This window comes from Curtobacterium citreum (assembly GCF_006715175.1).
GTDB lineage: Bacteria > Actinomycetota > Actinomycetes > Actinomycetales > Microbacteriaceae > Curtobacterium > Curtobacterium citreum.
Genome location: NZ_VFMQ01000001.1, coordinates 2,441,418 through 2,466,251, shown reverse-complemented (window position 1 = coordinate 2,466,251; position 24,834 = coordinate 2,441,418). Strand labels below are relative to the sequence as shown.

General features: G+C 72.5%; 23 protein-coding genes and 2 tRNA genes. 22 read left to right on the top strand and 3 right to left on the bottom strand.

Annotated elements, in window-relative coordinates; genetic code table 11:
- Nucleotides 1-104: 104 nt before the first annotated feature.
- The 8 genes from FB462_RS11665 to FB462_RS11630 all read left to right on the top strand — a co-directional run bounded on the left by FB462_RS11665 (nt 105) and on the right by FB462_RS11630 (nt 6,049).
- A complete protein-coding gene (locus FB462_RS11665) occupies nt 105-1,394 on the top strand; it encodes an ABC transporter substrate-binding protein (RefSeq protein ID WP_229666800.1) in 1,290 nt (429 codons plus the stop codon).
- Between the two features lie 157 nt (nt 1,395-1,551).
- Nucleotides 1,552-2,526, top strand: a complete 975-nt coding sequence (locus FB462_RS11660) for a carbohydrate ABC transporter permease (protein WP_058741711.1) — start codon at nt 1,552-1,554, stop codon at nt 2,524-2,526.
- Entirely contained in the window at nt 2,523-3,425 is a 903-nt protein-coding gene (locus FB462_RS11655; RefSeq protein ID WP_141862032.1) for a carbohydrate ABC transporter permease, read from the top strand. The genes FB462_RS11660 and FB462_RS11655 overlap by 4 nt, the downstream gene beginning before the upstream one ends.
- A gap of 7 nt (nt 3,426-3,432) precedes the next feature.
- The gene (locus FB462_RS11650; RefSeq protein ID WP_141862030.1) at nt 3,433-3,825 is read left to right on the top strand and encodes a hypothetical protein; all 393 of its coding nucleotides are present in this window, start codon (nt 3,433-3,435) and stop codon (nt 3,823-3,825) included.
- 13 nt (nt 3,826-3,838) lie between these two features.
- Nucleotides 3,839-4,852, top strand: coding sequence for a LacI family DNA-binding transcriptional regulator (locus FB462_RS11645; protein WP_141862028.1), 1,014 nt, complete (start codon nt 3,839-3,841; stop codon nt 4,850-4,852).
- Nucleotides 4,853-5,071: 219 nt separating this feature from the next.
- Complete coding sequence (locus tag FB462_RS11640) at nt 5,072-5,704, top strand: MBL fold metallo-hydrolase (RefSeq protein ID WP_141862026.1); 633 nt, start codon at nt 5,072-5,074, stop codon at nt 5,702-5,704.
- 129 nt (nt 5,705-5,833) lie between these two features.
- Nucleotides 5,834-5,909 (top strand) — tRNA-Glu (locus FB462_RS11635).
- A gap of 67 nt (nt 5,910-5,976) precedes the next feature.
- Nucleotides 5,977-6,049: transfer RNA gene (locus FB462_RS11630), tRNA-Glu, on the top strand.
- A 244-nt stretch (nt 6,050-6,293) separates the two neighbouring features.
- On the opposite strand, the gene FB462_RS11625 is transcribed toward FB462_RS11630, so the two are convergent.
- Complete coding sequence (locus FB462_RS11625; protein ID WP_058743298.1) at nt 6,294-6,797, bottom strand: MarR family winged helix-turn-helix transcriptional regulator; 504 nt, start codon at nt 6,795-6,797, stop codon at nt 6,294-6,296.
- Nucleotides 6,798-6,881: 84 nt separating this feature from the next.
- Between FB462_RS11625 and FB462_RS11620 the strand changes: the two genes are divergently transcribed.
- Nucleotides 6,882-8,132 (top strand): FAD-dependent oxidoreductase, encoded by a 1,251-nt coding sequence (locus tag FB462_RS11620; RefSeq protein WP_141862024.1) that lies wholly within the window; start codon nt 6,882-6,884, stop codon nt 8,130-8,132.
- Between the two features lie 219 nt (nt 8,133-8,351).
- On the opposite strand, the gene FB462_RS11615 is transcribed toward FB462_RS11620, so the two are convergent.
- Nucleotides 8,352-9,461 carry an FAD-dependent oxidoreductase gene (locus FB462_RS11615; protein ID WP_141862022.1) on the bottom strand — a complete coding sequence of 370 codons (1,110 nt, stop codon included), beginning with the start codon at nt 9,459-9,461 and terminating at the stop codon, nt 8,352-8,354.
- A 119-nt stretch (nt 9,462-9,580) separates the two neighbouring features.
- Here FB462_RS11615 and FB462_RS11610 point away from each other — a divergent pair, with 119 nt between their 5' ends.
- The 7 genes from FB462_RS11610 (at nt 9,581) to FB462_RS11580 (ending at nt 16,858) form a co-directional block, all read left to right on the top strand.
- The gene (locus FB462_RS11610; RefSeq protein ID WP_141862020.1) at nt 9,581-11,086 is read left to right on the top strand and encodes a pyridoxal phosphate-dependent decarboxylase family protein; all 1,506 of its coding nucleotides are present in this window, start codon (nt 9,581-9,583) and stop codon (nt 11,084-11,086) included.
- Nucleotides 11,083-12,483, top strand: coding sequence for a lysine N(6)-hydroxylase/L-ornithine N(5)-oxygenase family protein (locus tag FB462_RS11605; RefSeq protein ID WP_141862018.1), 1,401 nt, complete (start codon nt 11,083-11,085; stop codon nt 12,481-12,483). The genes FB462_RS11610 and FB462_RS11605 overlap by 4 nt, the downstream gene beginning before the upstream one ends.
- The gene (locus FB462_RS11600; protein WP_141862016.1) at nt 12,480-14,801 is read left to right on the top strand and encodes a GNAT family N-acetyltransferase; all 2,322 of its coding nucleotides are present in this window, start codon (nt 12,480-12,482) and stop codon (nt 14,799-14,801) included. Before FB462_RS11605 ends, FB462_RS11600 begins: the two co-directional genes overlap by 4 nt.
- 82 nt (nt 14,802-14,883) lie before the next feature.
- Nucleotides 14,884-15,354, top strand: coding sequence for a RidA family protein (locus FB462_RS11595; protein WP_114850154.1), 471 nt, complete (start codon nt 14,884-14,886; stop codon nt 15,352-15,354).
- Nucleotides 15,355-15,423: 69 nt separating this feature from the next.
- A complete protein-coding gene (locus tag FB462_RS11590; RefSeq protein WP_058742007.1) occupies nt 15,424-15,870 on the top strand; it encodes a fluoride efflux transporter FluC in 447 nt (148 codons plus the stop codon).
- Nucleotides 15,867-16,256, top strand: a complete 390-nt coding sequence (locus FB462_RS11585; RefSeq protein WP_058742008.1) for a fluoride efflux transporter FluC — start codon at nt 15,867-15,869, stop codon at nt 16,254-16,256. The genes FB462_RS11590 and FB462_RS11585 overlap by 4 nt, the downstream gene beginning before the upstream one ends.
- The gene (locus FB462_RS11580) at nt 16,253-16,858 is read left to right on the top strand and encodes a histidine phosphatase family protein (RefSeq protein WP_058742009.1); all 606 of its coding nucleotides are present in this window, start codon (nt 16,253-16,255) and stop codon (nt 16,856-16,858) included. The genes FB462_RS11585 and FB462_RS11580 overlap by 4 nt, the downstream gene beginning before the upstream one ends.
- Nucleotides 16,859-17,012: 154 nt before the next feature.
- On the opposite strand, the gene FB462_RS11575 is transcribed toward FB462_RS11580, so the two are convergent.
- Nucleotides 17,013-18,080 (bottom strand): FUSC family protein, encoded by a 1,068-nt coding sequence (locus tag FB462_RS11575; RefSeq protein WP_141862014.1) that lies wholly within the window; start codon nt 18,078-18,080, stop codon nt 17,013-17,015.
- A 227-nt stretch (nt 18,081-18,307) separates the two neighbouring features.
- Here FB462_RS11575 and leuC point away from each other — a divergent pair, with 227 nt between their 5' ends.
- The 6 genes from leuC to FB462_RS11545 all read left to right on the top strand — a co-directional run bounded on the left by leuC (nt 18,308) and on the right by FB462_RS11545 (nt 24,810).
- A complete protein-coding gene (gene leuC, locus FB462_RS11570) occupies nt 18,308-19,759 on the top strand; it encodes a 3-isopropylmalate dehydratase large subunit (RefSeq protein WP_058742011.1) in 1,452 nt (483 codons plus the stop codon).
- Entirely contained in the window at nt 19,759-20,355 is a 597-nt protein-coding gene (gene leuD, locus FB462_RS11565) for a 3-isopropylmalate dehydratase small subunit (RefSeq protein WP_114850093.1), read from the top strand. Before leuC ends, leuD begins: the two co-directional genes overlap by 1 nt.
- Nucleotides 20,355-21,722, top strand: coding sequence for a UDP-N-acetylglucosamine 1-carboxyvinyltransferase (gene murA, locus FB462_RS11560; protein WP_058742013.1), 1,368 nt, complete (start codon nt 20,355-20,357; stop codon nt 21,720-21,722). The genes leuD and murA overlap by 1 nt, the downstream gene beginning before the upstream one ends.
- A 4-nt stretch (nt 21,723-21,726) precedes the next feature.
- Nucleotides 21,727-22,575 carry a lysophospholipid acyltransferase family protein gene (locus tag FB462_RS11555; RefSeq protein ID WP_229666802.1) on the top strand — a complete coding sequence of 283 codons (849 nt, stop codon included), beginning with the start codon at nt 21,727-21,729 and terminating at the stop codon, nt 22,573-22,575.
- A gap of 91 nt (nt 22,576-22,666) precedes the next feature.
- Nucleotides 22,667-23,680 (top strand): NAD(P)H-dependent glycerol-3-phosphate dehydrogenase, encoded by a 1,014-nt coding sequence (locus FB462_RS11550; RefSeq protein ID WP_058742053.1) that lies wholly within the window; start codon nt 22,667-22,669, stop codon nt 23,678-23,680.
- 32 nt (nt 23,681-23,712) lie between these two features.
- The gene (locus FB462_RS11545) at nt 23,713-24,810 is read left to right on the top strand and encodes a D-alanine--D-alanine ligase family protein (RefSeq protein WP_141862012.1); all 1,098 of its coding nucleotides are present in this window, start codon (nt 23,713-23,715) and stop codon (nt 24,808-24,810) included.
- The last annotated feature ends 24 nt before the right edge of the window (nt 24,811-24,834 follow it).

Here is a 24,834-nt window from a genome sequence, read left to right as displayed (position 1 = left end):
GGATGGGCGTAGCTTCCTCCTCCAGCAGGCAGCGCCGCCTGCTCCAGGCCGCGACGTCGCACCCGATCGACGCCCCCTGGTGATCTCGATGAGGAGACAACGCTGTGCAGAAATCTCGCGCCAAGGTGCGCTTCGCATCCGTCGCCGGGGTCGCCGTCATCGGCCTCGTGCTCACCGGCTGCTCGTCCGGCGGCTCGGCCAGCTCGAACGACGCCTCGAACGGCCAGGACAGCCGGGGACCGATCACGTACGTGCAGGGCAAGGACAACTCGAACGTGGTCCGCCCGCTGATCGAGAAGTGGAACGCCGCCCACCCGGACGAGAAGGTCACGTTCAAGGAACAGTCCGACCAGGCCGACCAGCAGCACGACGACCTCGTGCAGCACTTCCAGGCCAAGGACGCGAACTACGACGTGGTCGACGTCGACGTCGTCTGGACCGCGGAGTTCGCCGCGAAGGGCTGGTTGACCCCGCTCACCGGCAAGATGAAGATCGACACCTCGAAGCTCCTGCCGTCCACGGTGAAGACCGCGACGTACAACGACACGCTCTACGCCGCACCGCAGACCTCCGACGGTGCGCTGCTCTACTACCGCAAGGACCTCGTCAAGACGCCCCCGACCACGTGGGCCGAGATGATGAAGGACTGCGACATCGCCAAGCAGGCCGGCATCGGCTGCTACGCCGGTCAGTTCGCGAAGTACGAGGGCCTGACCGTGAACGCCTCCGAGGCGATCAACGGCTCCGGTGGTTCGGTCCTGAACAAGAGCGGCTCGCCCGACGTCGACACGGCCGATGCGAAGGCCGGTCTGCAGAACCTGGTCGACGCGTTCAAGGACGGGAACATCCCGGCCGAGGCGATCACCTACCAGGAGGAGCAGGGCCGCACCGCGTTCGAGAGCGGCAAGCTGCTCTTCCTGCGCAACTGGCCGTACGTCTACAACCTCGCGAAGACCGACGGGTCGAGCACGGTGAAGGACACGTTCGGCATCGCGCCGATCCCCGGCAAGGACGGTACGGGCGCCTCGACGCTCGGCGGGCACAACGCCGCGATCAGCGTGTACTCGAAGCACAAGGCGACCGCGCACGACTTCCTCGAGTTCCTGGAGTCGAACGAGACGCAGAAGTTCTTCGCGACGCAGGGCTCGCTGGCCCCGGTCGTCGGTGACCTGTACACCGACTCCGAGCTCACGTCGAAGCTGCCGTACCTGCCCACCCTGCTGAAGTCGATCGAGTCGGCCGAGCCGCGTCCGGTGACGCCGTTCTACCCAGCCGTGACGAAGGCGATCCAGGACAACTCCTACGCCGCGCTCAAGGGCTCGAAGAGCGTCGACGAGGCCGTCAAGGACATGCAGGCCGCGCTCAAGACCGCGACCAGCGGCAACAGCAACTGACCGTGGCCCGCGGCTGACGCCGCAGCGGACTGGAGGATCGTGGCGGTCCCGCCACGATCCTCCCGTCCGCCCCCACATGCGTCCCGACACCCGGCAAGGAGGCCGCCACGTGTCCGCAGCAACCGAGATCCCCGCCGCCATCCCGAACCCACAGGGGATGGAGCCGCCGAAGCGGCGCAAGGGCGGACTGAACGCCGAGCACGGCCGGTGGGCCGTGTACCTGATCGGCCCGACGATCGTGCTCCTCGCGATCGTCATCGGCTACCCCGTCGTCAGCGCCGTCATCCAGTCGTTCCAGCTCGACGCCGGACTCGACAAGGCGACCGGCCTGTTCGTGCAGGGGGGGTTCGCCGGCGTCACGAACTACGTGCACTGGCTCGCACAGCAGTGCGGCAACACCACCTGCCCGCCCGGCAACCTCGGCTCGCAGTTCTGGGTGTCGATGGGCAACACGGTCTTCTTCACCGTGGTGACCGTCGCGCTCGAGACCGTCATCGGCGTGTGGATGGCGATCATCATGAACCGCAACTTCAAGGGCCGCGCCTTCGTCCGTGCCGCGATCCTGGTGCCGTGGGCCATCCCGACCGCCGTCACCGCGAAGCTCTGGTACTTCATCTTCGACGCGAACGGCGTGCTCAACCACGTGCTCGGGCAGCAGATCCTGTGGACCTCGAGCGAGTGGGCGTCCCGCTGGGCGATCATCATCGCCGACACCTGGAAGACGACGCCGTTCATGGCGCTCCTCATCCTCGCCGGGCTGCAGCTCATCCCGGAGGAGGTCTACGAGGCCGGGAAGATGGACGGCGCCTCCACCGTGCAGCGCTTCGTCAACATCACGCTGCCGCTCATCAAGCCCGCGCTCATGGTCGCCGTCCTGTTCCGCGTGCTCGACGCGCTGCGCATGTACGACCTGCCGGCGATCCTCACGGGCGGCGGTGGTGGCTCGGGCAACGCGACGACCACGCTGTCGATCCTGGTCGTCGACCAGATCCGGCAGGGCTTCAACTCCGCCTCGGCACTCTCCACCATCACGTTCCTGGTGATCTTCCTCGTCGCGTTCGTCTTCGTCCGGTTCCTCGGTGCGAACGTCGTGCAGACCCAGGCCGCCCAGCAGAAGGGTGAACTCAAGTGACGCTCGCAGCAGACCGGCTACACATTCCCGCCGAACGTGCTGGCGCACGCGGCGATGTCAGGGTCAAGCGGCACACCGGCCCGCGGCTCCGCACCGGCATCCAGGCCGTGGTCATCGCCGTGTGGTGCCTGCTGCCGTTCTACTGGATGGTCGTCACGAGCTTCCGGGACGTCGGCTTCACGTTCGACGCCACCCCGTGGCCGACGCACGTCACGCTCGACAACTACACGACGGCGTTCTCGACGGCGCTCGGCAACCACCTCGGTCGTGCGCTGCTCAACAGCCTGCTTATCGGCGGTGTGGTCACGATCATCGCGCTGCTCGTCGGCACGAGTGCGGCGTACGCGCTGGCCCGGCTCGAGTTCAAGGGCAAGTCGCTCATCGCCGGCGCGATCCTCGCCGCGTCGATGTTCCCGGGTGTCGCGCTCATCTCGCCGCTGTTCCAGCTCTTCACGGACATCGGCTGGATGGGCACCTACCAGGCGCTCATCCTGCCGAGCATCTCGTTCGTGCTGCCCCTGACCGTCTACACCCTCGCGTCGTTCTTCCGCGAGATGCCGTGGGACCTCGAGGAGGCGGCCCGCATCGACGGGTGCACCCGGGTGTCGGCGTTCCGGCGGATCATCCTGCCGCTCGCCGCCCCTGCCGTGTTCACGACCGCGATCCTGGCGTTCATCTCGTCCTGGAACGAGTACCTCATCTCGTCCCAGCTGTCGTCCGACGCCACCCAGCCGGTCACCGTCGCGATCGCGTCGTTCGCCGGGTCGCAGCCGCACCAGGAGCCGTACACGGCGGTCATGGCGGCGGGCACGATCGTCACGATCCCACTCGTCATCCTGGTGCTCGTGTTCCAGCGACGCATCGTGGCCGGCCTCACCGCCGGCGGCGTGAAGGGCTGACGGAGTCATGGCACAGCGAGGACCCACACGTCCCACCGCCCGGATCGAGGAGGCGATCGGCTTCGCCGGCACCTTCGGCGTCCTGTTCCTCGGCGTCACGGTGTTCTGCGAGGTCACCGGACGCCCCGCGCTCGGCTGGGCGATGACCCTGCTCGTCTGCGTGCTCGCCGTGGTGGTGCTCGACCGGTGGCGGGTCTCCGTCCTCCGGCGGCACGCGGCGGCGACCGGGGTCGTCGACGGTATCGGTGCGGCAGGACCGGCGAGCGGCCGGCCCGGGTCCTCCCGGAGCGGCGTCGACCGCGCCGCTCCGGGCCGGACCGCGTCCGTGTCCGCACCGGCGTCGCCGGCCGCGGTCCGCACCCGGCCCGTCGCGGACGCGACGCACGGCGCCGACGGCTGACGGGCCTCCCGGCATGCCCATGGGGATCCAGGAGATCGCGACCGTCACGGGCCTGTCCAAGTCGACCGTGTCCCGCGCGCTGCGGGGGATGCCGACGGTGGCGGACGCCACCATCGACCAGGTGCGGCGGGTCGCCGACGAGCTCGGGTACGTGCCGAGCTCGGCGGCGGCCGGACTCGCCACGGGACGGCAGCGGGCCGTCGGCGTGGTCGTCCCGGTGATCGACCGCTGGTTCTACGTGCGGGCCCTCGGCGGGATCGACGCGGAGCTGCGGCGCGCCGGGTACGACCTCGTGCTCTACAACCTCGGCGGTCCCGGCGGCGACCGGGGTCGGGCGTTCCGACGCTCGATGCTCCGGCACCGCGTCGACGGCCTCGTGCTGCTCTCGCTCGTGCTCGACGAGACCGAACGCGCCGAGCTCGAGCTCACCCGGCACCCGATGATCGTGATCGGGGGCCCCGCGCCCGGGCTCCGGAACGTCGGGGTCGACGACCTCGCCGTCACCGAGACCGCGATCGGGCACCTCGCCGGGCTCGGCCACCGCGAGGTCGCGTACCTCGGCGGCCAGGACGAGGACGGCATGAACGTCGCCGTGCCGTACCTGCGCCGGGACGGGTTCGCGGACGCGATGCGCGTTCGGGGCCTCGACGTCCGCGAGGACCGGCTGCTCGACGGACGGTTCTCGTTCGCCGGGGGAGTGGCAGCCGGCGCGGACCTGTTCGCCCGTGACCCGACGGACCGTCCCACGGCGGTGTTCTGCGCCTCGGACGAGATGGCGCTCGGGGTGCTGCTCGCGGCGTCGCGGGCCGGGCTCTCGGTCCCGGGGGACGTCTCCGTGATGGGCATCGACGGCCACGAGTACGGCGCGGTCGTCGGGCTGACCACCGTGGCGCAGGACCCGGAGGCGCAGGGCCGCGCGGCGGCACGGGCCGTGCTCGCCGAGGTCGACGGTGGCTCGGCGGGTCCGCTGCCCGCGGCGCCGGCGGAGCTCGTGGTGCGCACGTCGACGGCGGCCCCGCGGCGGTAGGGCGCGGGGGCGCGGCGGCGCGCCGCGATCGCGCGGGCCGGTCCGTGGTGCGGCGTGCTGCCGCACAACCGGAAGCACGCCGCGCCGTCGAAGTCCGTGGCACGGTGTGCTTCTGGTTGTGCTGAGGCCCGCCCGGCCCGGCCGCCGGCCCGGCCCGCCCGGCCCGCCCGGCCCGCCCGGCCCGCCCGGCTCGGCGCGCCCGGGCGTAGGGTCGCCGGCGTGGAGGTCACCAAGCTCGAGCACGCCTGCCAGGTCGTCCGGTCCGGGGCCGCCCGCCTGGTGCTCGACCCCGGCGAGTTCAGCCGGCCGGTCGAGGTCACCGGGGTCGTGGCCGTCGTCGCCACGCACCAGCACCCCGACCACGTCACGGCCGAGCAGGTCGCCCGGATCCTCGCACGCAACCCGGACGCGGTCGTCCTCGGACCGCCCGGGGTCGCCACGGTCCTCGCCGACGCCGGGATCACCGTGGACGTGGTCACCGACGGCGACCACCGCGAGGTCGGCCCCTTCACCCTCGACTTCCACGGCACGCGGCACAACGTGATCCACGCGTCCGTCCCCGTCGTCGACAACACCGGCGTGCTCGTGGACGGCCGGCTGTTCCACCCGGGCGACGCCTACACGGTGCCGGGGGTCCCGGTCGAGGTCCTCGCCGCACCCGTCGGCGCCCCCTGGCTCAAGGTCGCCGAGATGATGGACTGGATCGCCGCGGTCGCACCGCGCCGTGCGTACCCGATCCACGAGGCGACGCTCTCCGCGGTCGGCTTCGCGATGCACACGGGCCGCCAGCGCGAGGCGCTCGGCGACGGGGAACTCGTGGTGCTGCAGCCGGGCGACGTGCTGCAGGTCTGACCCGACACCGGCCTGGAGGCACGTCCCACCATCCACGGATCGGCCCGCTCCGGACGCGGCACACCCGGGCGACACGCCTCGTTTTGGCAGTGCGCGGCTGCTGTGCCATACTTATCGGGTTGTCGGAACGGCCCCATCGTACAGCGGCCTAGTACGTCGCCCTCTCACGGCGGTAACGCGGGTTCGAATCCCGCTGGGGTCACCAAGAGCAGGTCACTTCGGTGCCTTGCCTCCGTGTCCGACAACACGTGTGCTCCGTCCGCGGAGACCACGGCCCCATCGTACAGCGGCCTAGTACGTCGCCCTCTCACGGCGGTAACGCGGGTTCGAATCCCGCTGGGGTCACACACCACGAACCCCCGTCGAGCTCCGGCTCGGCGGGGGTTCCGTCGTTCCCGGACTGTGTCGCCGCCGGGCTCTGTCGACTCCGGGCTCGGAGCTCCGAGCTTCGAGCTCCGAGCGCTGCTTGCGCGCTGCTGCCCGTGCGTCGCGCGTCTCCGGTCGCTCGTCGATTGAGCAGAAGACGTCGGACATCCGGATCCGACCCGACAGCTTCTGCTCCACCGTGGAGGTGGAGGCTCAGCCGCGCTCAGCCGCCGGAGCGCCCGCGCCGTGCCAGTCGGGCGTTCGCGGTCGTGGCCGCCTCCGTCATCCGGTCGAGGAACGCCAGCGCCGCCCGGGTCTCGTCCGGCGCCGACCCGCGGAGCGTCGACGCGATCTCCTGCCCGGCGAACCCGAGGAACGCCGCGTTCGCCCGCTGTGCGGTCTCGGTCGTCCGGAGCGTCACACGCCGCCGGTCGGTGCTCTCCCGGTGCCGGGTGACGTGCCCTGCCGACTCGAGCCGGTCGACCAGGACCGAGGTCGCCCCGGAGGTCATCCCGATCCGCCGCGCCAGCTCGGCGGGCGACAGCGGCTCGCCGGCCCGCTCGGCCCAGAGCACCTGCCCGAGGGCGTTGGCGTCGGACGGCGTCAGGTCGACCCAGGCGCCGAGGTGCCGGTTCAGCTCGTCGAACGCCACCGCCCAGTCGCGCAGGCGCTGCATCACCGCGACCTCCACCTCGGTCCACGCGGTGTCGAGCGGGTCGACGTCCATCCAGGTTCCTCCACAGTCAAGTCGCTTCACTGTAAAGCACGACGACCGAGCGGTCGCCCGACGACAGCACACGAGGAGCAGGACATGTCCGCACCACACGCAGTGATCTCCGGAGCGAGCATCGCAGGTCTGTCCGCGGCCTGGTGGCTGCGCCGCACCGGTTGGGACGTCACGGTGATCGAACGTGCGCCGGCGTTCCGCGACGGCGGCCAGAACGTCGACGTCCGCGGCGTCGCCCACGAGGTCCTCGAGCGGATGGGCCTCGTCGACGCCGTCCGCGCGGCGAACACGACCGAGACGGGCACGGTGCTCGTCACCCAGGACGGGTCGGTCCGGGCCGAACTGCCGGGCGACGGGCCGGACGGCGCGACCGCCGAACTCGAGGTGCTGCGCGGCGACTTCGCCCGCATCCTGCTCGACGACCTGCCCGACGGGGTCGAGGTCGTGTACGGCGACACGATCACCTCGGTGACCGACCGCGACGACGCCGTCACCGTGACGACCTCGGCCCGACGCCGGTTCGACGCCGACCTGCTCGTCGTCGCCGAGGGCGTCCGGTCGTCGACGCGGAGCCTCGTGTTCAACGCCCCGGACGACGTCGACCCCCGCGACCTCGGCGTCACGATGGCCTTCGGCACGATCCCGCGCACCGCCTCCGACGACGACCGCTGGCGCTGGTACACGGCGGTCGGCGGCCGTCAGGTGCACCTCCGGCCGGACCCGCACGGCACCACGAGGGCGATCCTCGCGTACGCAGCCGAGGGCGACCAGGACGACCTGGGCGACGTGGACAGCCGGGACCGATCGGCCGTCGTCGCGGCCCTCGCCCGTCGGTACGAGGGTGTCGGGTGGGAGACCGACCGTGTCCTCGCGGGCTTCGCCACCACCGACGACCTGTACGTCGACCGCCTGACCCAGATCCGGATGCCGTCCTGGCGGCGCGGGCGTGTCGCCCTGGTCGGCGACGCCGCGTGGTGCGTCACGCCGATGGGCGGCGGCGGGGCGTCACTCGCCCTGACGAGCGGCTACGTCCTCGCCGCGTCCCTGGCCGCCCAGCTCTTCGACGACACCGCAGCCCGTGACGACACGTCGTCCGCGTCGGTCGAGCGGGCGCTGGCGGCCTTCGACGACTGGATGCGTCCGCTCGTCGACGACGTGCAGGGCATCCCGAGCGGCGTCGTGCGGTTCGCCTACCCGCGCAGCCGGGTCGGACTCGCGGCACGGTGGGCCATCGACGCGCTGCTCCTGTCGACGCCGCTCCGCTCGCTGGCCGCGCGGGTGACCCGGGTCGCGGACACCGACCGGCCGCTCCCACCGCTCACCGTGGCCTCCTGAGGCGCCCTCCTGCGCGCCGGACGCCGCCGAGTCCGCGAGCCTCCGCCGGATCCGAGGGCGTCTCGCTGCGCTGGAGGCGTTCCGCGGACTCGGGGCGTCTCGCAGGCGCAGGGCGCGGGAGCGGGAGCGGGTGCACGTGCGTCCGGCGTCGCGACCCGACCAGGCGACGGACGGGAGGCGCGGGGCGGGCTGGCGCCGTGCCTCCCGCCCGTCCTGTGGTCACGTCGCGGACGGGACCGGCGCGCCGTCGAGGAACCGCGCGACCTCGCGGGCGGCCGCGCGTCCCGCGCGGTTCGCGCCGATCGTGGACTGCGACGGTCCGTAGCCGACCAGGTGCACACGGGGGTCCGCCGTGACCCGCGTCCCGGTCATCGGGATGCCGCCGAGCGGGCCGCGCAGCCCGAGCGGCGCGAGGTGGTCGAGGTCGGCGCGGTAGCCCGTCGCCCAGATGACGACGTCGACCGAGGTGGACGACCCGTCCTGCTCGACGACCCCGTGCGGCCCCATCCGCGTGAACATCGGCCGCCGGTCGAGCACGCCGCGCTCCCGGGCAGCCACGGCGTAGTCGGTCCAGATCAGGCCCGTGTAGGACACGATGCTGCCCGGGGTGCGACCGGCCATGACGTCCGCCGCGACCCGGCGCTCGACGTCGACCCCGTCGAGCTCGTGGACGAAGTCGCCCGGCAGGAACACCGGCTCGCGGCGGGTGTACCAGACGGTGTCGGTCACCCGGCTGACCTCCTCGAGGAGCTGCACGGCCGAGATCCCGCCACCGACGACCGCGACGCGCCGGCCGCGGAAGTGCTCGGCGTCGACGTAGTCCCGGCTGTGCAGCTGCTCGCCGGTGAACCGCTCGGCACCGGGCACGTCCGGGACGACCGGGGTGTCCCAGGTGCCGGTGGCGTTCACGACCGCACGGACCTGCCAGTCGCCGCGGTCCGTCTCGACGTGCAGCGGCGCCGTGGTCGTCGCCCCGAGGGACCGGACGGCGCGGACGTGCACCGGGCGGTGGACCGGCAGGTGCTCGTGCTCCTCGTACGCCGCAAAGTACCGGGGGACTGCCGTGCGGCTCGGCTCCTCGAGGTCGATCGGTGGCACGGGCATGCCGGGCAGGTCGAAGATGCCGTTCACGGTGCGCATCCGGAGCGACTCCCAGCGGTGCTGCCACGCCCCGCCCGGCCGCGGGTTCGCGTCGAGCACGACGACGGTCCGTCCCGCCGGGTCGCCGTCCGGGACGAACCCGCGGCGGACGAGGTGGTGCGCGGCGGACAGTCCGGCCTGCCCGGCCCCGACGACGGCGACCGACGCGGTGGCGGGGGCAGCGGGCACGGTCCGACGATAACCCGGCGGGTGTGTCGCCTGTTCCGGGGGACAGTCCCACCAGAACGACCGTTCTTCCCCCGTCCGCGGGTACCCGACCGCTGAAAGTAAGGATAGCCTTCCCTAACGTGAACAGCTCCGAACCACAGCTCGAGATCCTCGACACCGCCCGGGCCGACCGCTACCGGGCCGTCGTCCACACCGCCGTCGACCGGACCGCGGACCGCTTCGCGTCGGTCACCGCGCCGACCACCGACACCCCGGCCGCCGTGCTCCGGGACCGGGTCGCCGCGATCGACCTCGACCGCCCGCTCGGGACCGCCGAGGCCGCCGTCGCGGAGGTCGACACGCTCTTCTGCGCCGAGGCGGTCTGGTTCCACCACCCCGGCTCCCTCGCGCACCTGAACTGCCCGGTGGCGGTGCCCGCCGTCGCCGCGGAGACGGTGCTCGCGGCCGTGAACCCCTCGGTCGACACCTGGGACCAGTCGCGCATCGGCACCGACATCGAACGGCGCGTGGTCCGCTGGGCCGCCGGGACGATCGGCTTCGCGGACGGGGACGGGATCTTCACCTCCGGCGGGACCCAGTCGAACCTGCACGCCCTGCTGCTCGCACGGCAGGCCGCCACGAGCCGGACGGGCCGGGCCGGTCGCCGTCCGGCGCTCGACGACCTGGTCGTGTTCGCCACCGCGTCGAGCCACTTCAGCGTCCGCAAGTCGGCGATGGTCCTCGGGCTCCCCGAGCACGCCGTCGTCGACGTCGCGGCCGACGCCGCCGGCCGCATGCGCCCCGACGCCCTGGCCCACGCCGTCGCGGACGCCCGCCGCGAGGGCCGCACGCCGATGGCCGTCGTCGCCACCGCCGGGACGACCGACCGCGGGTGCATCGACCCGCTCGAGCCGATCGCGGACGTGTGCGACCTCGAGGACGTCTGGCTGCACGTCGACGCCGCGTACGGGTGCGGACTGCTCGTGTCCCCGACGCGCCGGCACCTGCTCGACGGGATCGAACGGGCGCGGAGCGTCACCGCGGACTTCCACAAGTCGTTCTTCCAGCCGGTGTCCTCGAGCGCGCTGCTCCTGCGGGACCCGGCCGACCTGGGCCGTGCGGCCTGGCACGCCGACTACCTGAACCCCGAGGACGCCGACGAACCGAACCAGGTCGACAAGTCGCTCCAGACGACCCGGCGCTTCGACGCGCTCAAGCTCTGGGCGACGCTGCGGGCGAGCGGTGCGACCGCGATCGGCCGGGCGTTCGACACCGTGCTCGACGTGACCGAGCAGGTGCACGAGCACGTGGGTGCGCACCCGGACCTGGTGCTCGTCGCGCCGACCCAGCTGAGCACGGTGCTGTTCCGCTGGCAGCCGGACGGGGTCGTCGACGCCGATGCGGACGTCCTCGTCGCACCCCTGCGCGCCGCACTGCTCGCCGAGGGGCGGGTGCTCGTCGCGAAGACCGTGGTCGACGGTCGGCCGTGCAACAAGCTCACGCTGCTCGACCCCGGGACGAGCGCCGAGCAGGTCGTCGCGGCGCTCGACCACGTGGTCGCGACCGCGGAGCGCCTGCACGCGGAGCGCACCGCGACGACGACGAACCACCTCCGCACCACTGAGCCGACGGGAGCGAACCGATGACCCCGACCCCGACCCCGACCCCGACCCCGACCACGGGCACCGTCCACGACCTCGTCGGCGTCGGCATCGGCCCCTTCAACCTCGGCCTCGCCTGCCTGACGGACCCGATCGCCGACCTCGACGCCGTGTTCCTCGACCAGGCCGACGGCTTCGCCTGGCACCACGGCATGATGCTCGACGACGCCACGATCCAGGTGCCGTTCCTCGCCGACCTCGTGACGATGGCCGACCCGACCTCGCCGTACTCGTTCCTCGCCTGGCTCAAACGGACCGGGCGGCTCTACCCGTTCTACATCCGCGAGGACTTCCACCCCCTGCGCAGCGAGTACGACGCCTACTGCCGGTGGGCCGCCGACCAGCTCGAGACCCTCCGCTGGGGCCGCCGGGTCGTCGCCGTCGAGCACGACCTCGAGACCGACCTGTTCACGGTGCACGCCGAGACCCCGACCGGGCCCGAGACCTACCGCGCCCGCCACGTCGTCACGGGCATCGGCACCGAGCCGGCGGTTCCCGAAGCCCTCCGCGACCTGGGCGGCCCCGTCGTGCACTCCGCCGGCTACCTGCCCGCCCGCGAGGACCTGCGCCGCGCCGACTCGATCGCCGTCGTCGGCAGCGGGCAGTCCGCCGCCGAGGTCTACCGCGACCTGCTCGAGGGCATCCGCGACGGCGGGTACCGCCTCGACTGGATCACCCGCTCGCCCCGGTTCTTCCCGATGGAGGACACCAAGCTCACCCTCGAGATGACGAGCCCGGAGTACACCGACCACTTCCACGCGCTGCCGCCCGACGTGCGCGACCGTCTCGGTCGCGAGCAGCGCGGGCTGTACAAGGGCATCAGCGCCGACCTCGTCGACACGATCTACGACACGCTCTACCGGATCAGCGCCCACGGACCCGTCCCCACGACGCTCCGCACGGACACGAGCGTGGTCGCGGCAGAGTGGCTGCCCGACCGCGACCGCTTCCGCCTGACGCTCCGGCACGCGCAGCTCGGCACCGAGGCGACGCACGAGGTCGCCCGGCTCGTCCTCGCGACCGGGTACCGCCCCCGCACGCCCCACTTCCTCGCCCCTGTCGAGCACCTCGTCGCCCGCGACGAGCGCGGCCGGTTCGCGGTCGCCCGCGACCTGCACGTCGACACCCTGGGCGGCCGCATCTGGGTGCAGAACGCCGAGGAGCACACGCACGGCCTGACCGCGCCCGACCTCGGGATGGGCGCGTGGCGGAACGCGTCGATCATCCGGTCCGTCACGGGGCGCGCCGTGTACGGCCTGGAGGATCGGATCGCCTTCCAGGAGTTCGGCCTGCCCGGCGGGCGGCCGGCTCCCGGAGCGTCGCCGGTGGCGGCGAGCGCCGCCACCACGCGCCTCCCGGAGGCCGCGGGGGTGCGCGCATGAGCGCCCGCACGGCCGAGCGCGACCTGGCGCGCGCAGCCACGAGCCTCCTGTCCGTCGAACCCGTGGACCCGGGACGGGACGCCGCCCTGCTGGGGTCCTGGCTGGCGGAGCCCGCGTCGTCCTGGTGGGGGATGGCGGACCGCGACGTGGACGCGGTCCGGACGTACCTGACGGCGGTGCGCGACGACCCGGCGCAGGCGGGGTGGCTGCTCCGCCGCGACGGCGCGCCGATCGCCTACGCCGAGACGTACGACCCGGCCGTCGTGCTGCTCACCGACGTGTGGGACGCCGAGCCGGGCGACGTCGGCATGCACCTGCTCGTCGCACCGCCGCCCGCCGAGGGACGGGTGCACGGCCTGACGAGCGCGGTGATGCGAGCGGTCGTCGAGCACTGCCGCGACGTGCTCGGCGCGCGCCGTGTCGTCGTCGAGCCGGACGTGCGGAACACGGCCGTGCAGCGGAAGAACGCCGAGGTCGGGTTCCGAGCGCTCCGTGTGGTGGACGTCGACGGCAAGCGGGCGCTCCTCTCGGTGCTCGACACCGCGCGCATCGGGGTGCCGGACGACGGCGGGCCGGCGGCGCACCTGCGGCCGGAGCACCTGGAGCCCGCGGAACGGCACCTCGTCGCGAAGGCGATCGCCGAGTTCACCCATGAGCGGTTGACCGCGCCGCGTGTGGACGGTGACGGGTGGGCGCTCGACGCGGGGGACTCGACCTACCGGTTCCGGGCGCGGGTGCACACGCTCGAGCACTGGGTGCTCGACGAGGACTCGCTGACCCGGACGCGTGACGGCGTCCCCGCGCCGCTCAGTGCGCAGGAGCTCGTGCTCGACCTGCGGGACGTGCTCGGGATCCCGGACTCGATGCTCGGCACCTACCTGGACGAGATCGCGTCGACGCTGGCGAGCGCGGCGGCGAAGCACCGGCGAGGTGGGCCGTCCGCGGCGCAGCTGGCGCGCGGGCGGACGGACGGCGACGTCGTCGCGTCGTTCCAGGACGCCGAGGCCGCGATGACCGAGGGGCACCCGGCCTTCGTCGCCGCGAACGGGCGGATCGGGTTCGGGCTCGACGAGTACCACGCCCACGCCCCGGAGGCGGGCGCCCGCTTCCGCTACCGGTGGCTCGCCGCACGGCGGGAGCACACGCACCTGGCGCTCGCCGCGGACCGCACCGAGCACGACCACTGGGCCGCCGAGCTCGACGCGGCGACCGTCGCAGGCTTCCAGGCGACGCTCGAGCGCCGTGGCCTCGACCCCGACGGGTACACCTGGTTCCCGGTGCACCCGTGGCAGTGGCAGCACCGGATCGCCGTGACCTTCGCGCCCGACCTCGGCCGGCAGGACCTCGTCGACCTCGGCGAGGGACCCGACGAGCACCAGCCGCAGCAGTCGATCCGCACGGCGTTCAACCGGAGCCGTCCCGCGCGCTCGTACGTCAAGACGGCGCTCGCCGTGCAGAACATGGGGTTCCTCCGCGGCATGTCCCCCGCGTACATGCGGACGACCCCCGCCGTGAACGACTGGGTCGCCGGACTCGTCGACGCCGACCCCGTGCTCGCCGACGCCGGCTTCGGCGTGCTCCGCGAGCACGCCGCCATCGGGTACACCGGGGACGCGCACCACCGCGTCGACGTGGCGTCACCACAGCGGAAGATGCTCGCCGCGCTCTGGCGGGAGAGCCCCGTGCCGCGGCTGGGACCGGGGGAGCGGCCGATCACCATGGCCGCCCTGCTGCACCGGGACGCGCGCGGTCGCTCGGTGGCCGCTGCCCTCATCACACAGTCGGGCCTCGACGCCGCGGACTGGGTGCGCCGGTACCTCGACGCGTACCTCCGACCCGTCGTGCACTGCCTCACCGAGCACCAGCTGCTCTTCATGCCGCACGGCGAGAACCTCGTGCTCGTGCTGCGCGACGGCGTGGTCTCCCGGGTGTTCATGAAGGACATCGGGGAAGAGGTGGTGGTCGTCGGCGACGTCGCCGTCCCGGTCGGCACCGAGCGGATCGTGCACCCGGTCGACGACGCCGAGGCGGCCCTCGGCGTGTTCACCGACGTGTTCGACGGGGTGCTCCGGTACCTCGCCGCGATCCTCGACGAGGACGGGGTCCTGTCCGGTGCGACGTTCTGGCGGTTGGTCGGCGCGTGCGTGGACGACGCCGTCGTGGGCCGTGCGCGACCGCTCGACCTGCGTGCGCCGGACTTCGAGCACTCGTGCCTGAACCGGCTCCAGCTGCGGAACACCCTGCAGATGGTGGACCTGTCCGCGCAGACGGAGTCGCTCATCCGGGCGGGGCGGATGCCGAACCCGATCGGGCGCTGAGCGCGGGCGGCGCCGGGCCGCGCCGTGCTGCGCCGGGTCGTGCCGTCGCGCCGGCCCGGCGCGGCTCTGCCAGGCTGTGGCCATGACCGGTGTCGTCCAGCTCGTCCGATCCGACCGACTCAGTGACGTCGCCGAGTACGCGTACGCGGCGACCGCACCCGCCGACGCCCGCCTGGTGTTCGCGGCCGGGGCGTGCCCGCTCGACGAGCAGGGTCGGACCGTGGCGGTCGGGGACCACCGCGGCCAGGCCGCCCGGTGCATGGCCAACCTCGAGACGGCGCTCGCCGCGGCGGGAGCGGGACTCGGTGACCTGCTCCACACGCGGGTGCTCGTGGCGTCCTCGCGGCAGGAGGACCTCGTCGCCGCGTGGCAGGTGGTCCGGGCGGCGATGGGCGACCACGACGTGCCGAGCACCCTGATGGGTGTCACCGCCCTGGGCTACGACGACCAGCTCGTCGAGGTCGAGGGCGTCGCCGCGGTCCGGGACGGAAGCGGTATCGTCGGGATGTCGTCAGACCCGGCAGTGGGGCCTGCCGGACCCAACCGCGGCTGAGCCGCCAACGGTCCCTGTTCCGAGATGAGTGCACGTGTGCGATGCCGCGTGCTCGGTGACAGGAGACCCATGACGACCGCGACCGACCGCCCCCCGCACCGCCGCTGGCGGTACCTCGTGCTCGTCGCCCTCGGCGGCGCGATCGGCACCGGTGCCCGTGCGGCGCTCGCCGCGGCCCTGCCCGCGGTCGACGGCCTGAGCTGGACGATCCTCGCGATCAACGTCGTCGGGGCGCTCTGCCTGGGCGCGCTGCTCGAGTCGCTCGCGCACCGCGGCCCCGACGTCGGTGCGCGCCGCACCGTCCGCCTGTTCGTCGGCACGGGTGTCCTCGGCGGCTTCACGACGTACTCGACGCTCGCCGACGACACCGCGAAGCTCCTCGACGTCGGCCGGTGGGGCGCGGGCACCGGGTACGCGCTGCTGTCGGTCGCGCTCGGGGTGGTGGCCGCGGCCGCGGGTGCGTGGCTCGCCGGGGCCCGCCGCTCGCGCCGCGCCCGGACGGAGGACGCCCGGTGAGCCCCCTCGAACTCCTCGTCGTCTCGCTCGGCGGCGGCCTGGGCTCCGCGCTCCGCTTCGCACTCGACGGCACCGTGAAGGCGCGGGTGGCACGGGCCGCGCTGGGGTGGTTCCCGGTCGGCACGATGCTCATCAACGTCACCGGATCGCTCGTGCTCGGGGTCGTGACCGGGCTCGGCGAGGCGGGCACGCTCGGCCTGCCGCTGGTCGCGGTCCTCGGGACGGGCATGATGGGCGGGTACACGACGTTCTCGACGGCGAGTGTCGAGACCGTGCAGCTGTTCCGGTCCGGGAAGCCCGGGCCCGCCGTGCTCAACGGCCTCGGGATGCTCGTCGTCTCGGTCGGCGCGGCTGCGCTCGGCCTGTACCTCGGAAGGAACACATGACCTCGGAACGCCCCGGCGAACTCGTCCTCGTCCGCCACGGAGAGACGGAGTGGTCGAAGAGCGGTCAGCACACCGGCCGCACCGACATCCCGCTCACCGAGAACGGCATCGAGCAGGCGAAGCGCGCCGGACGCTACCTGGCGGACCGGACGTTCGCGCTCGCGCTGTCGAGCCCGCTCGAACGCGCCCGCGAGACCGCGCGGCTCGTCGGTGTCGACCCGGAGCTCGACGAGGACCTGTACGAGTGGGACTACGGCGCGTACGAGGGCTTGACCACCCCGCAGATCAAGGTCAAGCGGCACGGACCCTGGGACCTCTGGACCGACGGCGTCCCCGCGGGCGACACCCCGGGGGAGAACGCCGCCGAGGTCCGCGTCCGCGTCGAGCGCGTGCTGAACCGGGTGCGCCCGGTCCTCGCCGAGGGGGACGACGCGATCGTGGTCGCCCACGGGCACGTCCTGCGCGCCCTCGGTGCCGCCTGGATCCGCCTCGCGCCGCAGGACGGTGCCGTGCTGAAGCTCGGCACGGCCACGGTGAGCTCGCTCGGCTACGAGCACGGCCGCCCGGTGATCGACTCCTGGAACATCGCACCGCGCGACTGATCCCGGGGGCGGAACGTCCCATCGCACGTGCGATCGGAGGACGATCCGCGCGTGGACAGCCGGAACGAACGGCCTTCCATGCGCAGATCGTCCTCCTTCGCGCGGAACAGCCTCCGACGCGCGGATCGGCCGAGCAGACCACCCGCCCCGCGGCTCAGACCGTGCGGATCGCGCCCGTCGCGCCGAGCGCCCGGCCCCGCCGACGCTCGATCAGCCGCCCGACCACGAGGAGCGCCACGCTCACCACGGCGCCGAGCGTCGTCTGCGCGATCCGGTCGAGCGCGAGGAGCTCCGGCGCCTCGGGCAGGCTCAGCCACGACACCGCGAGCGCGAGCGGCGTGAGGAACAGCAGCGTCACGGCGTAGTGCCGCGCGACGAAGATCTCGGCGAAGAACTGCCCGACGACCGCGATCACGACGATCCACCACGCCGAGGGCTCCAGGAGCAGGATCCCGACGGCGACCACGGTCCCGCCGATCGTGCCGATGACGCGCTGGGACGCGCGCCGGACGGTGTGCCGCTGCCGGATCGCGGGCAGGGTCGACACCACGGCGACGACCGCCCAGTACGGGTGCCCGAGGGCCGGGACCGACTCCGCGACCGCCCCCGCGACGAGCGCCCCGACGACGTTCAGCCCGACGGTCTCCCACAGTGCCGGCGTCCGCAGGACCGCGAACGACCGGTGCTTGTGCGGCGCGATCGGACGGAACACGTGCGGTGCGCGCGGGTGCAGCACGAGCCGGATGACCGCCCCTGACATCGCCACGAGCCACGCCCACACGACCGAGCCGACGATGATCGTCGCGACGAGCGGCAGGTCCGCCGGGCGCACCGGGACGAGGGCCGACACGCAGAACGCGAACACCGGGAAGATCGGCTGGGCCGGGATCGTCTGCAGCGTGCTGAGGGTGCACACCGCGACGACGAGCACCACGACGAGCCCGGTGCCCTGCAACCACAGCGGCGCGCCGGACATCGACACCGCGATGCCGGCGGCCATGCACGCGGCCTGCAGCAACCCCGCGATGCCGGTGGTCACCATCCGCTGTCGGTACGGCTCGGTCGCGCCGAAGATCGCGGTGAACCCGGCGAACATCGCGAACGCCGCGTACCCGGGCATCCCGAGCGCGATGAGCAGGGCGAGCGGGGCGCCGCCGGCGATCGCGGCGCGGGCTGCGCCCTCGAGGTTGGTGGTCCGGGTCGAGTGCGCAGGTGTCGTCATGTCCTCCCCATCATCCCACCGCGACAGGTGTCGTCCGGGACCGCGGGTGCTCGGCCCGCCCCGGCGCGCGACGCGACCCACCACCGGACGGGAGGATCGTGGCGGCCCCGCCCCGTGCCTCCAGGCCGTCCCGCCCTGGGCACGCAAGTTGGTATACCAACCTGCTAGTCTTGCCGGACCGAGCCGCGCACGCGGCGCATCGACGTCAACGAGGAAGGGCCGGGCCGATGGGAAAGACGCTCGCCGAGAAGGTGTGGGACGACCACGTCGTGGTCAAGGGCGAGGACGGGAACCCGGACCTCCTCTACATCGACCTCCACCTCGTGCACGAGGTCACGAGCCCCCAGGCGTTCGACGGCCTGCGTCAGGCCGGCCGCCCCGTGCGCCGCCTCGACCTGACCATCGCGACCGAGGACCACAACACCCCGACCCTCGCGATCGACCGGCCCATCGCAGACCCGACGAGCCGCACCCAGATCGAGACCCTGCGCCGCAACTGCGCCGAGTTCGGGGTCCGCCTGCACTCGCTGGGCGACAAGGAGCAGGGGATCGTCCACGTGGTCGGTCCGCAGCTCGGCCTGACCATGCCGGGCATCACGGTCGTTTGCGGCGACTCGCACACGAGCACCCACGGCGCGTTCGGCGCGATGGCGTTCGGCATCGGCACGTCCGAGGTCGAGCACGTCCTCGCCACGCAGACCCTGCCGCTGAAGCCCTTCAAGACGATGGCGATCACGGTCGAGGGCACGCTGCGCCCCGGCGTCACGGCGAAGGACATCATCCTGGCGGTCATCGCCCAGATCGGCACCGGCGGCGGGCAGGGCTACGTGCTCGAGTACCGCGGCTCCGCGATCCGGGCGCTCTCGATGGAGGGCCGCATGACGATCTGCAACATGTCGATCGAGGCCGGGGCCCGCGCCGGCATGGTCGCCCCCGACCAGACGACCTACGACTACGTGCAGGGCCGTGATCACGCGCCGACCGGCCAGGACTGGGACGACGCCGTCGCGTACTGGGACACGCTCGCGACCGACGACGACGCCGTGTTCGACGCCGAGGTGTTCATCGACGCCGACGCCCTCGAGCCGTTCGTCACGTGGGGCACGAACCCCGGCCAGGGCGTGTCCCTGTCCGAGTCGGTGCCGGACCCCGCGAGCTACAGCGACCCGAACGACCAGGCCGCGGCGCAGCGCGCGCTGGAGTACATGGACCTGCAGGCCGGAACGCCGATGAAGGACATCGCGGTCGACGCGGTGTTCATGGGCTCCTGCACGAACTCCCGCATCGAGGACCTCCGGGCCTTCGCGTCGATCATCAAGGGCCGGTCGAAGGCACCCGGTGTCCGCGTGATGGTCGTGCCGGGGTCCGCCCGGGTCCGGCTCGAGGCCGAGGCGGAGGGGCTCGACCAGGTCTTCACGGACTTCGGCGCCGAGTGGCGGTTCGCCGGCTGCTCGATGTGCCTCGGCATGAACCCCGACCAGCTCGCACCGGGGGAGCGCTGCGCGAGCACCTCGAACCGGAACTTCGAGGGCCGCCAGGGCAAGGGCGGGCGCACCCACCTGGTGTCGCCGCTCGTCGCGGCCGCGACCGCCGTCCGCGGCACGCTCTCCAGCCCGTGGGACCTCGCCACCGACGACGAACTGAACGACGTCGTGAACAGCACCGAAGGGGCCAACTGATGGACAAGATCACCACCGTCACGGGGATCGCCGCCCCGCTGCAGCGCTCGAACGTCGACACCGACCAGATCATCCCCGCGGTGTACCTCAAGCGCGTCACGAAGACCGGCTTCGAGGACGCCCTGTTCGCCGGGTGGCGCCAGGACCCCGAGTTCGTGCTCAACCAGCCCGTGTTCCAGGGCGCGCAGGTGCTCGTCGCCGGGCCGGACTTCGGCACCGGTTCCTCGCGCGAGCACGCCGTCTGGGCGCTCCGCGACTTCGGGTTCCGCGTCGTCGTCTCACCCCGTTTCGCGGACATCTTCAAAGGCAACGCGGGCAAGCAGGGCCTGGTCACCGCGATCGTGACCGAACCGGAAGTCGAGCGGCTCTGGGCCGAGATCGCGGCGAACCCGGGGATCGAGGCGACCGTCGACCTCGTCGCGCAGCGCGTGTCGCTCGGCGCGGTGGACGTGCCCTTCGAGATCGACGCTTACACTCGTTGGCGGTTGATGGAAGGGCTCGACGACATCGGGCTCACCCTCCGTGACGAGTCCTCGATCACGGAGTTCGAATCCCGCCGCTCCAGATGGCGGCCGAAGACATTGCCGGTGAAGTAGTGAACTCCCTCGTACAGGACGCAGCAGCAGCAGGGGCCCGCGTCGGCCTGAAGTCGGACGAGATCGTCATCCGGGGCGGCAAGCCGCTCGTGGGACGCATCGAGGTCCGCGGCGCGAAGAACCTCGCGACCAAGGCGATGGTGGCGTCCCTGCTCGGTGACACCCCGTCGATCCTCAAGGACGTCCCGGACATCTCCGACGTCAAGGTCGTCCGCGGCCTGCTCGAGGTGCACGGTGTGCGCATCACGGATCCTGCACGAGGCGAGCTCATCCTCGACCCGTCGAACGTCGAGTCGGCGCACTTCGCCGAGATCGACGCGCACGCCGGGTCGAGCCGCATCCCGATCCTGTTCTGCGGCCCGCTGCTGCACAAGCTCGGCGAGGCGTTCATCCCCGACCTCGGCGGCTGCCGCATCGGTGACCGGCCGATCGACTTCCACCTCGACGCCCTCCGCGCGATGGGCGCCGTCGTCGACAAGCAGGTCAACGGCATCCACCTGACCGCACCGGACGGCCTCCGCGGCGCGAAGATCGAGCTGCCGTACCCGAGCGTCGGCGCGACCGAGCAGGTCCTGCTGTCCTCGGTCCTCGCCGAGGGCGTGACCGAGCTCCGCAACGCCGCGATCGAGCCCGAGATCATGGACCTCATCGCGATCCTGCAGAAGATGGGCGCGATCGTCACGGTCGAGCCGTCCCGCACGATCTTCATCGAGGGCGTCGAGTCGCTCCGCGGCTACACGCACCGCGCGATCAACGACCGCAACGAGGCCGCCAGCTGGGCCTCGGCCGCGCTCGCCACGAACGGCGACATCTTCGTCGAGGGCGCCGACCAGCAGGACCTCATGACGTTCCTCAACGTCTTCCGCAAGGTCGGCGGCGGGTTCGACGTCCAGGAGGACGGGATCCGCTTCTACCGCGAGCGCGAGGTCCTGCGCCCGGTCGTCGTCGAGACCGACGTGCACCCCGGCTTCATGACCGACTGGCAGCAGCCGCTCGTCGTGGCGCTGACCCAGGCCGAGGGCACGAGCATCGTGCACGAGACCGTCTACGAGAACCGCTTCGGCTTCACCGACGCCCTGAACGAGATGGGCGCCGACATCGTCGTCCACAAGGAGGGGCTGCCCGGCCACGACCGTCGCGTCGCCCGCCGCCCGTTCGAGCAGGCAGCCGTCATCACCGGTCCGACGCCGCTGCACGCCGCGAACGTCCGCGTCCCCGACCTGCGCGGCGGCTTCAGCCACCTCATCGCGGCGCTCACCGCCGAGGGCGAGTCGCACATCACCAACGTCGGCATCATCAGCCGGGGCTACGAGCACTTCATCCCGAAGCTGCGCAAGCTCGGCGCCGACTTCGACTTCGCGGGCTAGGCGCGTGGCTGCTGACGCGGCCGGTCGCGGCCCGGCAGACGGCGCCGGCGACGGCCTGGAGGCACGGCGCACGTCCGCCACGGACGTCACGACGGGTCTGCCCACGCCCGGGCGCCGGTGGCGGCGCGGTGAGCTGAACACCGCGTTCCGCATCACCGCCTCCGTCGTGATCCCGGTCTTCCGGTACTCGGCGCGCTACCACTGGCACGGGTCGAAGCGGCTGCCGGAGGGCGGCGCGTTCGTGCTCGCCCCGAACCACTTCACGAACATCGACCCGCTCGTGGTGGGCACGGCCGTGTGGCTGTCCCGGCGCGCCCCGCGGTTCCTCGCGAAGGCGTCGCTCTTCAAGGTCCCGGTCTTCGGCAAGCTCATGTCGGGGATGGGCCAGATCCCGGTCGAGCGCTCCGGACGCACGCGGCTGAGCGACCCGCTCGGCGGCGGCAGGTCGGTCATCGAGCAGGGCGGTGCGATCATCGTCTATCCCGAAGGGACGCTGACACGCGACCCCGACCTGTGGCCGATGCGCGGCAAGACCGGCGCGGTGCGGATCGCGCTCGAGAACGACGTGCCGCTCATCCCGATGGCCCACTGGGGCACGCAGGGGATCATGGCGCGGTACGGCAAGAAGCTGAAGCTGTTCCCGCCGACCCGCGTCGACGTGATCGTCGGCGACGAGGTCGACCTGTCGGCGTACCGCGGCCGACCGATCGACCAGCAGATGCTGCTCGAGGCCACCGCGATCGTCATGCAGCGCATCACCGAGCTGCTCGAGGAACTGCGCGGCGAGACGGCTCCCGCCACCCGCTGGGACCCGTCCGCGAACAACCAGAAGGAGACCGGCAAGTTTGAGTGACCACGGCACGGGCCTCCGCCCGCACGAGGACCACCCGGACCCCGCGGTCGCCGCACCCGGCGCGGTCGACACCGCCGCCATCCGCGTGGTGATGCAGTCGACCGACAAGCCGCGCGTCGCCGTGATCGGTGCCGGCAGCTGGGGGACCACGTTCGCCAAGGTGCTCGCCGAGGGCGGTGCCGACACCGTCGTCTGGGCGCGCCGGCCCGAGGTCGCCCGCGAGATCACCGAGACGAAGCGCAACTCCGACTACCTGCCCGGCATCAACCTGCCCCGAACCCTGACGGCGTCGACCTCGCTGTCGGCCGTGCTCGACGGCGCGGAACAGGTGTACGTCTCGGTCCCGTCGCAGTCCCTGCGCTCGAACCTGGCCGCGATCGCGCCGCTGCTGCCCGAGGGCGTCCCCGTCGTCAGCCTGATGAAGGGCGTCGAGAAGGCCACCGGGCTGCGGATGAGCGAGGTCCTGCACGAGGGACTCGGCATCGACCGCGACCGGATCGCCGTCGCGAGCGGCCCGAACCTCGCGCTCGAGATCGCCCGTCGGCAGCCGACCGCGGCCGTCGTGTCGTCGACCTCGATCGACACCGCCACCGCGGTCGCCGCGGTCGCCACGAACCCGTACTTCCGGTCGTTCACGAACACCGACGTGATCGGGACCGAGTTCGGCGGCGTGCTGAAGAACCTGATCGCCGTGGCGATCGGCATCGTGGACGGCGTCGGCTACGGCGAGAACACGAAGGCGTCGATCATCACCCGCGGGCTCGCCGAGATGACCGACTTCGCGGTGTCCCTCGGGGCGCAGCCCTCGACGCTGTCCGGGCTCGCCGGGCTCGGGGACCTCATCGCCACGTGCCAGTCGCCGCTGTCGCGGAACAACACCGCCGGGCGACTGCTCGGGCAGGGGTACCGCTTCGACGAGGTCGTGCGGCAGATGGACCAGACCGCCGAGGGGCTGGCATCGGTCGCCCCGATCCTCGAACTCGCGGCGGCGAACGGCGTCGACATGCCCATCGTCGGGCAGGTGGCCGAGGTCCTCGCCGGTAGGCTCGACCCGCGCAACATCGCGCCGCACCTCACCGAGACCGACGAACCCCAGGGCGAGTGACCGGTCCGGTCCCGACCAGCAAGGGGACTGCCATGCCCACGATCGCTCCCGCGACCACGACCGTCGCCGTGCTCTTCGGCGGGCGCTCCAGTGAGCACGAGATCAGCTGCGTGACCGCCGGAGGGATCATGGACGTCGTCGACCGGTCGTCCTACGACGTCGTGCCGATCGGCATCACCGCCGAGGGTGCATTCACGCTGCAGGCCGACGACCCCGCGCAGTGGGCGCTCCGGGACGGCGTGCTGCCGACGGTGCCCGACAACGGCACCCGCGTGGCGTTCCCGACGTCCCCCGCGACGAACGAGCTCGTCGTGTCGCACCCGGACGGCTCGGTCGAGACGATCGCCGTCGACGTGGTGTTCCCGATCCTGCACGGCCCCTTCGGCGAGGACGGTACGATCCAGGGCCTCCTCGAGATCGCCGGGCTGCCGTACGTCGGCGACGGCGTGCTCGCGAGCGCCCTGGCGATGGACAAGCACACCGCCAAGGCCGTGCTCGAGCACGCCGGGCTCCGCGTCGCGCCGTGGAACACGGTGCTCCGCCGCGAGTGGGCCGCCGACCCGGTGGACGTCGCCGAGACCGTCGCCGCGCACGGCTGGCCGCTGTTCGTGAAGCCCGCCCGCGCCGGTTCGAGCATGGGCGTCTCCCGGGTCGACGAGCCGTCGCAGCTCGGAGCCGCGATGGACCTGGCGTTCGAGCACGACTCGAAGGTCATCGTCGAGCCGCGGGTGGTCGGTCGCGAGGTCGAGGTCGCCGTGCTCGAGGGCCGCGACGGTGTGCCGCGCACGAGCCTGCCCGGCGAGATCGTCGTCGCCGAGGACGGCTTCTACGACTTCGCCTCGAAGTACCTCGGCGGGGACGAGGCGCTGCTCTGCCCGGCGCCGCTCACCGAGTCCGAGACCGACCAGATCCGTTCGATCGGTGCTCGTGCGTTCGAGGCGATCGGCGGCGCCGGACTCGCCCGCGTCGACTGCTTCCTGACCGACGACGGCTTCGTGGTGAACGAGGTCAACACCATGCCCGGGTTCACGCCGCTGTCGATGTACCCGCGGTGCTGGGCGGCGTCGGGCGTGTCGTACGGCGAACTCGTGACGGAGCTCATCGAGCTGGGGCGCGCCGCCGTCCGTTGACGCGCGACGGGTCGTGCGTCAGCC

What these genes read in the sequence shown, in the direction of transcription:
- FB462_RS11660 (WP_058741711.1), top strand. Translation starts at nt 1,552, where the DNA reads ATGGAGCCGCCGAAGCGGCGCAAGGGCGGACTGAACGCCGAGCACGGC.
- FB462_RS11650 (WP_141862030.1), top strand. Translation starts at nt 3,433, where the DNA reads ATGGCACAGCGAGGACCCACACGTCCCACCGCCCGGATCGAGGAGGCG.
- FB462_RS11645 (WP_141862028.1), top strand. Translation starts at nt 3,839, where the DNA reads ATGCCCATGGGGATCCAGGAGATCGCGACCGTCACGGGCCTGTCCAAG.
- FB462_RS11625 (WP_058743298.1), bottom strand. Translation starts at nt 6,797, where the DNA reads ATGGACGTCGACCCGCTCGACACCGCGTGGACCGAGGTGGAGGTCGCG.
- FB462_RS11620 (WP_141862024.1), top strand. Translation starts at nt 6,882, where the DNA reads ATGTCCGCACCACACGCAGTGATCTCCGGAGCGAGCATCGCAGGTCTG.
- FB462_RS11605 (WP_141862018.1), top strand. Translation starts at nt 11,083, where the DNA reads ATGACCCCGACCCCGACCCCGACCCCGACCCCGACCACGGGCACCGTC.
- FB462_RS11600 (WP_141862016.1), top strand. Translation starts at nt 12,480, where the DNA reads ATGAGCGCCCGCACGGCCGAGCGCGACCTGGCGCGCGCAGCCACGAGC.
- FB462_RS11595 (WP_114850154.1), top strand. Translation starts at nt 14,884, where the DNA reads ATGACCGGTGTCGTCCAGCTCGTCCGATCCGACCGACTCAGTGACGTC.
- FB462_RS11590 (WP_058742007.1), top strand. Translation starts at nt 15,424, where the DNA reads ATGACGACCGCGACCGACCGCCCCCCGCACCGCCGCTGGCGGTACCTC.
- FB462_RS11580 (WP_058742009.1), top strand. Translation starts at nt 16,253, where the DNA reads ATGACCTCGGAACGCCCCGGCGAACTCGTCCTCGTCCGCCACGGAGAG.
- FB462_RS11575 (WP_141862014.1), bottom strand. Translation starts at nt 18,080, where the DNA reads ATGACGACACCTGCGCACTCGACCCGGACCACCAACCTCGAGGGCGCA.
- leuC (WP_058742011.1), top strand. Translation starts at nt 18,308, where the DNA reads ATGGGAAAGACGCTCGCCGAGAAGGTGTGGGACGACCACGTCGTGGTC.
- leuD (WP_114850093.1), top strand. Translation starts at nt 19,759, where the DNA reads ATGGACAAGATCACCACCGTCACGGGGATCGCCGCCCCGCTGCAGCGC.
- FB462_RS11550 (WP_058742053.1), top strand. Translation starts at nt 22,667, where the DNA reads ATGCAGTCGACCGACAAGCCGCGCGTCGCCGTGATCGGTGCCGGCAGC.
- FB462_RS11545 (WP_141862012.1), top strand. Translation starts at nt 23,713, where the DNA reads ATGCCCACGATCGCTCCCGCGACCACGACCGTCGCCGTGCTCTTCGGC.